This window comes from Photorhabdus sp. RM322S (genome assembly GCF_042879395.1).
GTDB lineage: Bacteria > Pseudomonadota > Gammaproteobacteria > Enterobacterales > Enterobacteriaceae > Photorhabdus > Photorhabdus khanii.
The window spans coordinates 89458-102673 of sequence record NZ_JBHFKW010000019.1 but is presented as its reverse complement, the minus strand read 5'-3'; the positions used below and the strand labels follow the sequence as shown (position 1 = coordinate 102673).

Here is a 13216-nt window from a genome sequence, read left to right as displayed (position 1 = left end):
CACTTTGGTCTCGCGACATTATGCGGTATTAGCCACCGTTTCCAGTGGTTATCCCCCGCCCTCGGGCAGATCCCCAGACATTACTCACCCGTCCGCCGCTCGTCAGCAAAAGTGCAAGCACTTTCCTGTTACCGCTCGACTTGCATGTGTTAGGCCTGCCGCCAGCGTTCAATCTGAGCCATGATCAAACTCTTCAATTAAAAGCTTGATGCTCAAAGAAACTGACTGTTTATTCGTAATGAATTAACTGTTGTTCACTCTTCAAGACTTTAGTGTATTTTTTTGTGATACGGTCTTGTGAGTGCCCACACAGATTGTCTGATTAATTGTTAAAGAGCAGGCTGAAATAAAAAGTAATATTCTCGTCCAGCCGGGCTGCGTATACTACGCTTTTCGCCCGCAGAGTCAAGCGCTTATTCACTTTGCTCTGCCTGGCCTCACACGCTTTGTCAGCGTTGTGTCGGTCAGTGGTGGCGCATTATAGGGAGTTCTTTGGCGCTGGCAAGCGTTTATTTAAAAAAAACTGTCGTTCGCGGATTTTTTCAACTAAATACTGAAAAAAAGAACAAATCAGTTATTTTTCACTCACCATTCCAAGGAAATCATCAGCAAAATGATCGACTTGCTGCCAGTCGGTATATTCAATTTCTTTGGTTGTATCAGTTTCCCCACCGGTCATCTTCATGATCAGTTTAACCATTACACGATCAAACCAGCAATAACGAGGATAAAGTAACGCACCAGCAAAAACACCACACAGATCTGGCTGCCATGGGGTATTAAGCAGGAATTTACGAACATACACATTCGTTTCAGGTGTACGCTTCTCTGGTTTCCTTGCTGTCAGATTCACGCCAAAAAATGCGGTTGGCATTTTATTAAGCTGCTGTTGATGACGAATAGCAAATTTCTTCAGTGCTGAACTAAAATGACCATATCTGATTGAAGCTCCAATCATAACTTTGTCATAAGATTTCAAATCGATTGTTTCTGCTGTTGCCAAGTCTCTGAGATCACATATCTGCCCTGCTCTGTGTAGATTCTCAGCAATGTGGGTAATAATTTTCTTAGTCTGCCCATCCTGACTGGAATAAAGCAATAAGCAGTTCATAGCGATATCCTTCTTCCAATAGATTATTCACGCCAGAAGGTCGGTGTAAATAAAACTAACAAAGTAAATACTTCCAAGCGGCCAAACAACATCGTTATAACTAATATCCATTTAGCCGCTGGGTTCATTGCAGTGAAGTTATCAGCAACAACACCCAACCCAGGCCCTAGATTATTCAGTGTAGCGGATATCGCAGAAAAAGCAGAAAGTTCATCTACTCCAGTAGCGATAAGCAATAACAAACTGATGATAAATACCAAAACATAAGCAGAGAAGAATCCCCAGACAGCTTCAATAATACGTTCAGGTAATGCTCTTCGCCCTAATTTTAGGGTATAAACCGCATTCGGATGAACCAACCGCTTCAACTCACGGGAACCTTGGAGGAATAGCAATAAGATACGAATGACTTTCAGTCCCCCCCCAGTCGAACCCGCACAACCACCGATAAAAGCAGAACACAGCAGCAGTATTGGCAAAAATGATGGCCAACGGGCAAAGCTATCTGTACTGAACCCTGCCGTTGTCGCCATTGAAACAACCTGGAAAAAAGCTTGGTTCAGTGTCTCCATTCCCGATTTATAAACAGCATAGTGCCATAAGATAAAAGTACAGATAATCACCAGTGCTAATTGAATAGAGATGAACATACGGAATTCAGGATCCCGCCCGTACACTGTCAGGCTGCGTCCCGTTAACACCGCGAAGTGCAGACCAAAATTACAACCAGAAATCAGTAGGAAAATCGCAATGATAGTATTTATCACGGGGCTATTAAAATAACCAATGCTGGCATCATGAGTAGAAAATCCACCAATTGCAATGGTTGAAAAGCTGTGGGAAATAGCATCAAAAACTGACATACCAGCCGCCCATAACGCCAGAGCACAAGCAATTGTCAGTAACACATAAATCAACCACAAAGTTTTTGCTGTTTCAGCAATTCGTGGACGCATTTTATTATCTTTCAAAGGCCCTGGCATTTCAGCCCGATAAAGCTGCATCCCTCCGACCCCAAGCAGAGGCAGTATTGCAACAGCCAGCACAATAATCCCCATCCCCCCCAACCATTGCAACATCTGCCGATAGAAGAGAATTGCTTTAGGCAAGGTGTCAAGCCCAATAAGTGTTGTAGCGCCCGTTGTTGTTAAACCAGAGAAAGATTCAAAGAATGCATCTGTAATAGAAAGATTTGGCTGCTCAGAAAAGATGAAAGGTAAAGCCCCGACACTACCAAGTACCGTCCAAAATAAAACAACGATAAGAAACCCTTCCCGAGGCTTTAATTCATGTTTTTGTTCCCGGTTTGGTATCCAAAGCATTAAACCGATAACTAAAGCAAAAATAAATGTTTGACTAAATGCACGCCCAGCGCCATCACGATAGATTAGTGCTACCAACCCTGGAATAATCATAGTGACAGAGAAAAGAATGACAAGCAGCCCAACAATACGGGTTATGGCACGAAAATGCATTCAGCTGGTTCCTTAGAAATCCAGTTAACAGAGAATATTTACAGATCAGGTGTTAAATACAGTACACCACGACTCAGATCACATAATTTATCACCTATTTCACCCACCAGGGTAGCTGGAAGTGAAATTCGCAAAGTAACATTCTCTGCATATTCACTGGCAATAATCTGCCCCTCTGATTTCTGTAATAACTGTTCAATCATAGAGATATGGGCATATTCACACTGCAAATAGCAGATCTTCTGTGGAATCTTATATTTTGTTTCCAATAATTTCAGCGCCTGTTGGACACTATTTCCATATGCCCTTACTAATCCACCAGTACCTAATTTTACTCCACCAAAATAACGGACAACAACTGCGGTTATTTCACCGACATGACTTCCCATCAGCTGAGATAGCATCGGCTTACCTGCGGTCCCTGAAGGCTCTCCATCATCAGAAAAACCCAATTGTTGTGAATCATCCGAAGCACCAGCAACAAATGCCCAGCAATGATGCCGGGCATCAGGGTACTGAGCTTTGATTTGCTGAATAAATGCCTTAGCTTCATCTACCCCACAGGTATGCTCCAGCAGGGTAATAAAGCGACTTTTTTTAATCTCTTCAGTCAAACTCACTGGAGCTGTGGGTATCAAATAAGGCTTCATTATGGCAGTTGCAGATCCCTAGTCATGTTTTCCACCTTATTTTCATGGATAACAATATTGTCTTCGATACGAATACCACCGAATGGTTTAAGCATCCCAATTTTATTCCAATCAAAATGCTTACTGAACTCACTTTCACGCCAAGGTGCCAGCAACGATTCAATGAAATAAAGGCCCGGCTCGATAGTTAGCACCATACGAGGTTCCAGAATACGGGTACAACGCAGATATGGATATATGGCCGGAGCAGCTAAATGCGTACCTGTATCATCCTGCATAAACCCTGCCGCATCATGGACCTGCAATCCAAGAGGGTGACCAATACCATGTGGAAAGAATGGCGTTGTCAGCCCTTTTTCAACTATAACTTCTTCACTGATATCTTTCACGATACCGTATTTTTTCAGCAACTTAGCAATCCGATGATGCATCTGAATATGATATTCGGTGTAGCGAACTCCTGCTTTAATCGTACTGATTAGCGCTTTTTGTTCAGCATTCATATCTTTAATCAGAGCAGCAAATTCGTTATTACTTTTTGCTGAATAAGTACGGGTGATATCTGCTGCATAACCATTATATTCAGCGCCAGCATCAATCAGGAAACTACGCACTTCTGAAGGTGCATTGTGCTGCAATACGGTGTAATGCAAAACAGCCGCATTTTCATTTATAGCAATAATATTGTCATAAGGCACATCTGTATCACGATGACCTGTTGCCATCAGATAAGATATATTAATATCAAATTCACTCATTCCAGCCTGAAATGCCTCATGAGCTGCCAGATGCCCGACAACAGCCGTTTTTTGCGCTTCACGCATACAGACCAGTTCATAATCTGTTTTATATGAACGATAGAAATGCAAATAATCCAGAACAGCTTTCGGATTGATATTATGTTCAGAAAAACCAAGTTCTTTTGCTCTTGGTTGTGAACAACCAATATAAGCAACATTCTGTTTCACATAAGTACTTAACTCTGAATTGATATCTCCGGTATTTGCCAGATGAATCATTTCAACTTCTTTAGTCCAGTAGCTGGTTGGCAACGGTTCTACACTGTGCCAATAATCTATCGGTGAATAAAACCATAATTTAGGCTTATTAATACCATCTACCCATAACCAACAATTAGGTACTTTAGTTACGGGTACCCAAGCTTTGAAGTGAGCACTAACTTTAAAAGGATAGTCTCTGTCATCCAGGAAAATACGCTGTAATTCACCGGAGTGAATAAGCAGAGCATCCAATTGATTACGGGCCAGTACTTCGCGGGTACGTTGTTGCAATGTAGAGATATGTTCGTGGTACAGAGATGCCAACTTTTCCATTTCAATTGACCTTTTTTATTTTATGGCTGAACCATTAGCTTATCACAGCCATTGATATTTGCAGGTATCACGCGAAAATCATCCCAATTTATCGGATCCTGCTAACTCCTTATTTATAAAAATATAAAAACAATTATTGTCAATGAGATACAAATCTCACTTGTGATCACCCTTGCAAAAAACTAATCACTCATTTGCATTTACTTAACATAATAACCACAATCAAGCCTATCTGGTCATACCAGATGGTATGCGCTCATTTAGGAGAACGACATGCTCTATCAAAGTGAAACAATTCAAGTAAGCTGGCTGAAAGATGGCATCGCTGAACTAGTTTTCAATGCCCCCGCCGCTATTAATAAACTGGACACCAAAACTGTTGCATCTCTGGATAAGGCTGTCGCCAATCTGGAACAACAAACTGAATTAAAAGGCGTTTTATTACGCTCTGATAAAGCTGCATTTATTGTTGGTGCAGATATTACTGAATTTCTCTCTTTATTCGATGCACCTGTAGAAAAACTGCGAGAGTGGCTTGATTTCGCAAATAGCATTTTTAACCGGATAGAAGATTTACCCGTCCCAACCATTTCAGCGATAAATGGTTATGCCCTTGGCGGCGGTTGTGAATGTGTTCTGTCTACAGATTTCCGTATAGCCTCCCCCGATGTGCGCATTGGGCTGCCAGAAACCAAGCTTGGCATTATGCCTGGTTTCGGCGGCTCAGTTCGCCTTCCACGCCTTATCGGGACTGATAACGCACTGGATATCATCGCCGCAGGTAAAGACATTGGTGCAGAAGAGGCATTGAAAAACGGCCTGATTGATGCCGTTGTCCCCGGTGAAAAACTGATTAATTCTGCAATATCAATGTTGGAACAGGCTATTGCAGGGAACCTTGATTGGAAAGCAGCACGCCAGCCAAAGTTAGAGCCCTTGAAACTCAATGAAGTTGAACGTGGCATGAGTTTTAGCGTGGCAAAAGGTATGGTGATGAAAGTTGCCGGCCCTCATTACCCAGCGCCTATTACCGCAGTTAAATCCATAGAAAAAGCCGCTACACTTGGCCGTGATGAAGCACTGGAAGTGGAAGCCGCCAACTTTATCCCTCTGGCGCAGACAGATGTTGCCCGTGCTTTGGTCGGTATTTTTCTTAATGACCAGTACATAAAAGGGCTGGCGAAAAAACATCTGAAAGAAGTTACAACACCTGAGTATGCCGCAGTTCTGGGCGCAGGGATTATGGGTGGTGGTATCGCCTACCAGTCTGCCCGTAAAGGGGTTCCTGTCATGATGAAAGACATCAATCAACAGGCCCTTGAATTAGGTATGAATGAAGCGGCGAAACTGCTGAACAAACAGTTTGAACGTGGCCGTCTTGACGCCATAAAAATGGCGCGAACCCTTTCTTCTATTCAACCTACATTAAATTATGCCGGTATCGGACAGGCTCAAATAGTGATTGAAGCAGTAGTAGAGAATCCGAAGATCAAAGCAGCTGTACTCTCAGAAACTGAAACTCTGGTTAATGAAGATTGTGTTCTGGCATCCAACACTTCAACAATTCCAATTTCAGAATTAGCTAAGTCCCTAAAACGCCCAGAAAATTTCTGTGGTATGCATTTCTTTAACCCAGTGCATCGTATGCCACTGGTTGAAGTGATCCGCGGTGAAAAAACCTCTGAAAAAACAATTTCAACTGTAGTTGCTTACGCCAGCAAAATAGGTAAAACACCTATTGTTGTTAACGACTGTCCGGGATTCTTTGTAAACCGGGTACTGCTCCCTTATCTCCTTGGCTTCGGTATGTTGTTGCGTGACGGTGGTGATTTCCGCCAAATAGACAAAATTATGGAGAAGGAATTTGGCTGGCCAATGGGTCCTGCTTATCTTATTGATGTCATTGGTCTTGATACTGCATATCATTCTCAGTCAGTCATGGCTCAAGGGTTCCCGGATCGTATGCAGCGTGATTATAAAGATGCTATTGATGTTCTATATGAAAATCAACGCTACGGACAGAAAAACGGTATCGGTTTCTATAAGTACACACAGGATAAGAAAGGCAAACCAAAGAAAGAGCAGGACGAGCAAACTGATCAACTGTTGGCAACCATCTGCCAACCGAAGAATAATTTCTCCGGTGAAGAGATCATTGCCCGTACGATGATCCCAATGATCAACGAAGTTGCCCGCTGCTTGGAAGAAAGTGTCATTGCCAGCCCGGCAGAAGCGGATATGGCTCTGGTTTATGGTATTGGTTTCCCTCCGTTCCGCGGTGGTGTTTTCCGTTATCTGGAAACAATGGGAACAGCAAATTACGTTAAAATGGCTGAGAATTATGCTCACCTCGGTGCTCTTTATCAGGTACCACCTGGTTTGAAAGCCAAAGCTGAACGTAATGAAAGTTACTACCCTACAGCAGCAACGATTGCTGTCAGCACCGGAACAACAGCGTGAGGTCTGGAAACATGGAAAATGTAGTCATTATTGATGGCATCCGCACCCCAATGGGGCGCTCAAAAGGTGGTGCATTCCGTCAGGTCCGGGCTGAAGATCTCTCTGCTCACCTGATGAAAGAGATATTTAAACGTAATCCGGCAGTGCAGAAACACAAGATAGATGATATCTACTGGGGCTGTGTTCAGCAAACTCTGGAGCAAGGTTTCAACATTGCTCGTAATTCTGCACTACTGGCTGATATCCCTCACTCTGTACCTGCCGTGACCGTTAACCGGCTATGCGGCTCATCAATGCAGGCGCTGCATGATGGTGCCCGCATGATTATGACCGGAGAAGCCAATGTCACACTGATTGGTGGTGTAGAACACATGGGCCATGTTCCGATGACTCATGGTGTGGATTTCCACCCTAAAATGAGCCTGAGTGTCGCCAAGGCCGCAGGAGTTATGGGTTTAACCGCCGAAATGCTGGCAAAGATTCACCATATCAGCCGTGAAATGCAGGATGAATTTGCACTTCGCTCTCACCAAAATGCAACACAAGCAACACAATCAGGTGCATTCTCCAATGAGATATCACCAATTTATGGTCACGATGCCGATGGCATACTAAAACTGTTTGATTACGATGAAGTGATCCGTCCAGATACCAATCTGAAAGATCTGGCAGCTCTGCGTCCTGTCTTCGATCCGGTAACAGGCTCGGTTACAGCAGGCAGCTCCTCTGCCTTATCCGATGGTGCATCTGCGATGCTGATAACCAGTGAAAGCTATGCTAAAAATCTGGGACTAAAACCTCGCGCCCGTATCCGTTCAATGGCTGCTGTTGGTTGTGATCCTTCCATTATGGGATATGGCCCTGTCCCTGCTACACAGAAAGCTCTCAAAAAAGCAGGTTTAGGGCTGGATGATATTGGCGTAATTGAACTAAACGAAGCATTTGCCGCTCAATCAATTGCCTGCATGAAAGGTCTGAATTTGCTGGATCGCATGGATGACAAAGTGAACCTTAATGGTGGAGCAATCGCTCTCGGGCATCCATTAGGCTGTTCAGGTGCTCGCATTACAACAACATTGTTGAATCTAATGGAGCGCCACGATGTTCAGTTTGGGTTGGCAACCATGTGTATCGGTTTAGGCCAAGGTATTGCCACTATTATAGAAAGAATGGATTAAGAACTTATCTGTAGAAAATATTATAACTGAGTCGTTGTTGCCGTAATTCCCGCCTGTCAGGGGCGGGTTTTTTTTATTATTATTTTAAATGAATTCGAAAGCATCGCCATACATGTTGTCAGCAGAAGCATCACGCTCACTACAAAAACGCTCACGAGCAATTTTTGCCATTTCAAATCGCCCTGCAATATAGATATCATAATTGGCTAAACTACCAAAATCCTCTAGTACCGCTTTGAGCACGGTTCCAGTACGTCCACACCATCCATTCTCCGACTGTTCAACAACCGGAACAACCATCAGATTAGGATAACGCTCTGTAAGTAATTGCAATTCAGCCAAGTCATATAAATGTTGTGATTCTCTACCACCCCAATAAATAGAAATCTGGCGTTCAGGTTGTTCTTCCAATGCTGTCAGCAATATAGAACGGGTATAAGAGAAACCCGTCCCTCCCGCAATCAATAACAGCGGATTAGTACTGTTCTGACGGAACCAAGCCTTACCATGAGGGATATCAACATTGATCACTTTCTGATCCAAAATTCTATCCATCACCGCCATAGCATATAAATTCAGCTCAGAAGCACCAATATGCAGTTCAATAAACTTCTTTTCTGAAGGTGTTGATGCCATTGAAAACGGACGTTTATCTCTCGGATCCATCACCACCATCAGATACTGACCGGCGCGGAATGAGAACGGAGAATCGGGAAGTAACCGTACCCGATAAACCGTATCAGTAATAGCCTCTACAGAGGTTACTTTACAGCTCAGTGTTGTCATGCGTTCCCTCTTATGGTCCTAAAATATCTAATTCATCCCAAATCTTGTTGACGCGGGTACGCACTTCTTCACTCATCACAATAGGGCGTCCCCATTCCCTCTGCGTCTCCCCCGGCCATTTGTTCGTTGCATCCATTCCCATTTTCGATCCTAATCCTGAGACTGGTGATGCAAAATCGAGATAATCGATTGGTGTATTCTCCATTAATACTGTATCTCTTGCCGGATCCATTCGTGTAGTTATTGCCCAAATGACATCGTTCCAGTCTCTGGCATTAATATCATCATCACAAACAATAACAAATTTTGTATACATAAATTGCCGCAGATACGACCAAACTCCCATCATGACTCGCTTGGCATGACCAGCGTACTGTTTCTTCATGGTCACAACGGCAAGACGATAGGAACAGCCTTCCGGCGGCAGATAAAAATCAACAATTTCAGGAAACTGCTTTTGTAAAATCGGTACTAACACTTCATTCAGTGCAACCCCTAACACAGCAGGTTCATCCGGCGGGCGACCAGTATAAGTCGAATGATAAATAGCATCGTGACGCTGAGTAATATGCGTTACGGTGAACACTGGGAACATATCGATTTCATTATAATAACCCGTATGGTCACCATATGGCCCTTCCGGGGCTAATTCGCCAGGCTCAATATATCCCTCTAATATGATCTCAGCACTTGCTGGTACCTCCAGGTTATTTGAAAGACATTTCACAACTTCTGTTTTATATCCTCTTAATAACCCAGCAAATGCATATTCCGATAATGTGTCAGGAACTGGCGTCACAGCACCTAATATTGTCGCTGGATCGGCACCTAACGCAACAGCTACCGGGAAGCGTTCTCTTGGATGAGCCTGACACCATTCCTGAAAATCAAGGGCTCCACCGCGATGAGATAACCAACGCATGATGAGTTTATTTTTACCTAGTACCTGCTGGCGATAAATACCAAGATTTTGCCGCTCTTTATTCGGACCACGGGTTACTGTCAGCCCCCAAGTAATTAGCGGGGCAGCGTCTTCTGGCCAACAGTGCATTATAGGAAGACGGGTTAAGTCTACATTATCACCAGCCCAAACTTGCTCCTGACAAGGCGCACTATTAAGCCGTTTGGTCGGCATATTAAGAACTTGCTTAAATTTCGGTAGCTTCTCCACCAAGTCACGAAAACCTTTCGGAGGATCAGGCTCTTTCAAAAAAGCCAGTAACTTACCTACATCATGCAAAGCCTTAACATCTTTCTGTCCCATCCCCATAGCAACACGTTCAGTAGTACCAAACAAATTACACAATACAGGCATTGAATAACCTTTGGGATTCTCAAACAGCAAGGCAGGTCCACCAGCGCGAAGGGTACGATCCGCAATTTCAGTCATCTCTAAATAAGGATCAACTTCGAAGCTAACACGTTTCAACTCACCTTTCTGCTCCAACAAGACCAGAAAATCTCTTAAGTCACGGTATTTCATACTATCCATTCGTGCCGGTTTTTAAGGGGAAAGACATTATAAGCTATCCCACTTAGCTTTTTTATATTTTTATCGTAAGACTACAAACTAAACCAATAACTTACTAAAAAGCAATGGGTTTAATTCAACCTTGCGACCTCAAAGTCAAATACAACGCAATGGGACCCAATTAGCTAATACTTTGGTATCAAACTGCTCAGGGAAAAATTTATTGTGTTGGAATATTTTAAACCCTTCATTCTTACCACTAAAATAACGCAGTTCTTCGCCATTAATATGCAAACCACTACCTTCACGTAATGCAATCACTATCTCTTCTGGGTTCATTGCACAGAATTCAGCCAAACGTTCATCACGAGTTTCCCCCATATGTCCACTAATATGGCTATCAATATAGTGAGGGTTAATTTGTACGGGGAACAATCCGATGGATGGTATGACAACAGCGTTACAGACAGGCATATCGTTAGTAGTACGAATACTTGGAGTCGCCACATTGCAACCCGCACTCCAACCAATATATGGAATATTACGTTCACGCACTGCGCGCTGGATTGGTACAATCAAACCGTTTTCATGTAATAGCTGATTCAGCAACCAAGTATTTCCGCCACTAACCAAAATACATTCTGCATTTTCAATCGCCTGAACAGGAGAGTTAAAACGTTCAATATTTGTTACCCTTATTCCTAAAGCTTCTCCTAGCTCTTTAGCACGCTGCTCATGATCACCTTGAATAACCGCATATGCAATCAACACAGCAGAGCAAATATCATGTTTCTCAATCATTACATCTAACCGCTCTTTGGCATAACTCAACCAATTCGGATTACCTGAAAGTTTACCATTACTCAGCAGAAATACTTCCATATTTCTTTTCCTTATATTAATTGCAGACAGAACCACCAGCATTATATTGATCGCTTTGCCCATGGCTTACCATGATATTACTCACAGCTTTCTTACTAAGAAACGTAGTATCTACTCATAACAATAAATATCTATCATCAAACAATTATCACTGAGATAATTCCTGTAATGCCCTTTCCTATTTTGCTATGCTTAATAGTCATTGGATCAAGGTTAAATAAACATGGAAAACTGGTACCTCATCTACTGTAAGCGTGGGCAAATTTCACGAGCAATAGAAAATCTGGAACGACAGGATGTTGCCTGCCTGACTCCTACCGCAAAAATTGAAAAAATAACTCGCGGTAAACGTACTGTGAATACAGAACCCCTTTTTCCTAATTACCTATTTGTTCAGTTTGACCCAGAAGTTATTCATACCACGACTATCCATTCAACACGTGGCGTTAGCCATTTTGTTCGTTTTGGTATACGCCCAGCTATCGTACCGGACGCTCTTATTAATGAAATCATGTCTGCAACAGAGCAAGAATATGTATCACCAGATACACCTGTGACCGGTGATACGGTATTAATTACTGAAGGGATATTTGAAGGATTGCAGGCTATCTACAATGAGCCAGATGGAGAAACCCGCTCTATTCTATTACTGAATATTCTGAATAAACAATTACCTAAAGCGCTTGATAACAAACAGTTTGTGAAACTTTAATCAGACAAAAAACGGGCAGAATTCACATTCACCCGTTTTTAATCAAATATTAAAACCTCTGCTCATATAACTGTTGAGCAACCTGTTTTGCAAAATATGTCAGCACGCCATCCGCTCCTGCACGCTTGAAGCATAGCAAGGACTCCATAATGACCTGCTCCTGTAACCAACCATTCTGGATCGCTGCCATGTGCATGGCATATTCGCCAGATACTTGATAAGCAAAAGTCGGTACACCAAAGGTGTCTTTTACCCGGCGGATCACATCCAGGTAAGGCATACCCGGTTTAACCATTACAGTATCGGCACCTTCCTGCAAATCCTGTGCAATCTCCTGCAATGCTTCATCACTGTTAGCCGGGTCCATCTGATAGGTTTTTTTATTACCACCTTTCAGATGACTACTTGAACCGATCGCATCACGGAATGGACCATAATAACCCGAAGCATACTTAGCAGAATAAGCCATAATCTGAGTATTGACATGGCCTTCCGCTTCAAACAACTCGCGGATTGCACCAATACGTCCATCCATCATATCGCTCGGTGCGACAATCTCAGCCCCAGCCTCTGCATGTGACAGAGCCTGTTTGATCAAAATTTCTTTGGTTACATCATTAATCACATAACCATCTTGATCGATGATCCCATCCTGACCATGTGTAGTAAATGGATCTAATGCCACATCAGTCAGTAATCCCAATTCAGGAACAGCATTTTTCAACGCACGAACCGTACGTTGAACCAACCCATCAGGGCTATAAGCTCCTTTCGCATCCAAAGATTTTTTATCTGCTTCAATAACAGGGAACAGAGACAAAACAGGAATACCCAGTCGGGCAATCTCTTCAGCTTCTTTCAGCAAAAGATCCATTGTCAGACGATACACTCCTGGCATAGAAGGTACTTCTTGACGACGGTTAGTGCCTTCCATGACAAACACCGGATAGATTAAGTCATTAACAGTTAATTGATTTTCAGCAACCAAACGACGGGAAAAATCATGACGGCGCACTCGGCGCATACGGCGACCAGGGAAAGTTCCTGGAAATGCATAGCTCATATAGCTCTCCTAACTCAAACCCAGCGCATAGACGCTGGGTTAATTAATATGCTATCGCTTTGAGTTAATTATCTTAGCACTACAGAACAACATG

At 43.0% G+C, this 13216-nt stretch carries 11 protein-coding genes and 1 rRNA gene; 3 read left to right on the top strand and 9 right to left on the bottom strand.

From position 1 onward, the window contains the following. From ACGF63_RS13075 to pepQ, 5 genes are all read right to left on the bottom strand, one after another. A 16S ribosomal RNA gene (locus ACGF63_RS13075) occupies positions 1-200 on the bottom strand; the annotation flags it as partial. Between the two features lie 374 nt (positions 201-574). After that, complete coding sequence (gene hemG, locus ACGF63_RS13070; RefSeq protein WP_021325900.1) at positions 575-1111, bottom strand: menaquinone-dependent protoporphyrinogen IX dehydrogenase; 537 nt, start codon at positions 1109-1111, stop codon at positions 575-577. Positions 1112-1134: 23 nt separating this feature from the next. Continuing rightward, positions 1135-2586, bottom strand: coding sequence for a Trk system potassium transporter TrkH (gene trkH / locus ACGF63_RS13065; protein ID WP_387631289.1), 1452 nt, complete (start codon positions 2584-2586; stop codon positions 1135-1137). A 38-nt stretch (positions 2587-2624) separates the two neighbouring features. Next, the gene (locus tag ACGF63_RS13060) at positions 2625-3236 is read right to left on the bottom strand and encodes an IMPACT family protein (RefSeq protein ID WP_387631286.1); all 612 of its coding nucleotides are present in this window, start codon (positions 3234-3236) and stop codon (positions 2625-2627) included. After that, positions 3236-4570, bottom strand: coding sequence for a Xaa-Pro dipeptidase (pepQ, locus tag ACGF63_RS13055; RefSeq protein WP_387631284.1), 1335 nt, complete (start codon positions 4568-4570; stop codon positions 3236-3238). Before pepQ ends, ACGF63_RS13060 begins: the two co-directional genes overlap by 1 nt. A gap of 273 nt (positions 4571-4843) precedes the next feature. Here pepQ and fadB point away from each other — a divergent pair, with 273 nt between their 5' ends. Both fadB and fadA read left to right on the top strand, forming a co-directional pair. Beyond that, entirely contained in the window at positions 4844-7030 is a 2187-nt protein-coding gene (fadB, locus tag ACGF63_RS13050) for a fatty acid oxidation complex subunit alpha FadB (protein ID WP_387631283.1), read from the top strand. A gap of 11 nt (positions 7031-7041) precedes the next feature. Then, the gene (gene fadA, locus ACGF63_RS13045) at positions 7042-8208 is read left to right on the top strand and encodes an acetyl-CoA C-acyltransferase FadA (protein WP_152963958.1); all 1167 of its coding nucleotides are present in this window, start codon (positions 7042-7044) and stop codon (positions 8206-8208) included. An 84-nt stretch (positions 8209-8292) separates the two neighbouring features. On the opposite strand, the gene fre is transcribed toward fadA, so the two are convergent. The 3 genes from fre to pepE all read right to left on the bottom strand — a co-directional run bounded on the left by fre (position 8293) and on the right by pepE (position 11347). After that, the gene (gene fre / locus ACGF63_RS13040; RefSeq protein ID WP_152963959.1) at positions 8293-8994 is read right to left on the bottom strand and encodes an NAD(P)H-flavin reductase; all 702 of its coding nucleotides are present in this window, start codon (positions 8992-8994) and stop codon (positions 8293-8295) included. 10 nt (positions 8995-9004) lie between these two features. After that, entirely contained in the window at positions 9005-10477 is a 1473-nt protein-coding gene (ubiD, locus tag ACGF63_RS13035) for a 4-hydroxy-3-polyprenylbenzoate decarboxylase (protein ID WP_152963960.1), read from the bottom strand. Positions 10478-10621: 144 nt separating this feature from the next. Then, complete coding sequence (gene pepE, locus ACGF63_RS13030; protein WP_152963961.1) at positions 10622-11347, bottom strand: dipeptidase PepE; 726 nt, start codon at positions 11345-11347, stop codon at positions 10622-10624. A gap of 223 nt (positions 11348-11570) precedes the next feature. Here pepE and rfaH point away from each other — a divergent pair, with 223 nt between their 5' ends. Then, the gene (rfaH, locus tag ACGF63_RS13025) at positions 11571-12059 is read left to right on the top strand and encodes a transcription/translation regulatory transformer protein RfaH (RefSeq protein ID WP_036846652.1); all 489 of its coding nucleotides are present in this window, start codon (positions 11571-11573) and stop codon (positions 12057-12059) included. A 49-nt stretch (positions 12060-12108) separates the two neighbouring features. Here rfaH and hemB read toward each other — a convergent pair whose 3' ends face one another. After that, complete coding sequence (gene hemB / locus ACGF63_RS13020; RefSeq protein ID WP_387631280.1) at positions 12109-13122, bottom strand: porphobilinogen synthase; 1014 nt, start codon at positions 13120-13122, stop codon at positions 12109-12111. Positions 13123-13216 lie beyond the last annotated feature (94 nt).

What these genes read in the sequence shown, in the direction of transcription:
- hemG (WP_021325900.1), bottom strand. Translation starts at nt 1,111, where the DNA reads ATGAACTGCTTATTGCTTTATTCCAGTCAGGATGGGCAGACTAAGAAA.
- trkH (WP_387631289.1), bottom strand. Translation starts at nt 2,586, where the DNA reads ATGCATTTTCGTGCCATAACCCGTATTGTTGGGCTGCTTGTCATTCTT.
- ACGF63_RS13060 (WP_387631286.1), bottom strand. Translation starts at nt 3,236, where the DNA reads ATGAAGCCTTATTTGATACCCACAGCTCCAGTGAGTTTGACTGAAGAG.
- pepQ (WP_387631284.1), bottom strand. Translation starts at nt 4,570, where the DNA reads ATGGAAAAGTTGGCATCTCTGTACCACGAACATATCTCTACATTGCAA.
- fadB (WP_387631283.1), top strand. Translation starts at nt 4,844, where the DNA reads ATGCTCTATCAAAGTGAAACAATTCAAGTAAGCTGGCTGAAAGATGGC.
- fadA (WP_152963958.1), top strand. Translation starts at nt 7,042, where the DNA reads ATGGAAAATGTAGTCATTATTGATGGCATCCGCACCCCAATGGGGCGC.
- fre (WP_152963959.1), bottom strand. Translation starts at nt 8,994, where the DNA reads ATGACAACACTGAGCTGTAAAGTAACCTCTGTAGAGGCTATTACTGAT.
- ubiD (WP_152963960.1), bottom strand. Translation starts at nt 10,477, where the DNA reads ATGAAATACCGTGACTTAAGAGATTTTCTGGTCTTGTTGGAGCAGAAA.
- pepE (WP_152963961.1), bottom strand. Translation starts at nt 11,347, where the DNA reads ATGGAAGTATTTCTGCTGAGTAATGGTAAACTTTCAGGTAATCCGAAT.
- rfaH (WP_036846652.1), top strand. Translation starts at nt 11,571, where the DNA reads ATGGAAAACTGGTACCTCATCTACTGTAAGCGTGGGCAAATTTCACGA.
- hemB (WP_387631280.1), bottom strand. Translation starts at nt 13,122, where the DNA reads ATGAGCTATGCATTTCCAGGAACTTTCCCTGGTCGCCGTATGCGCCGA.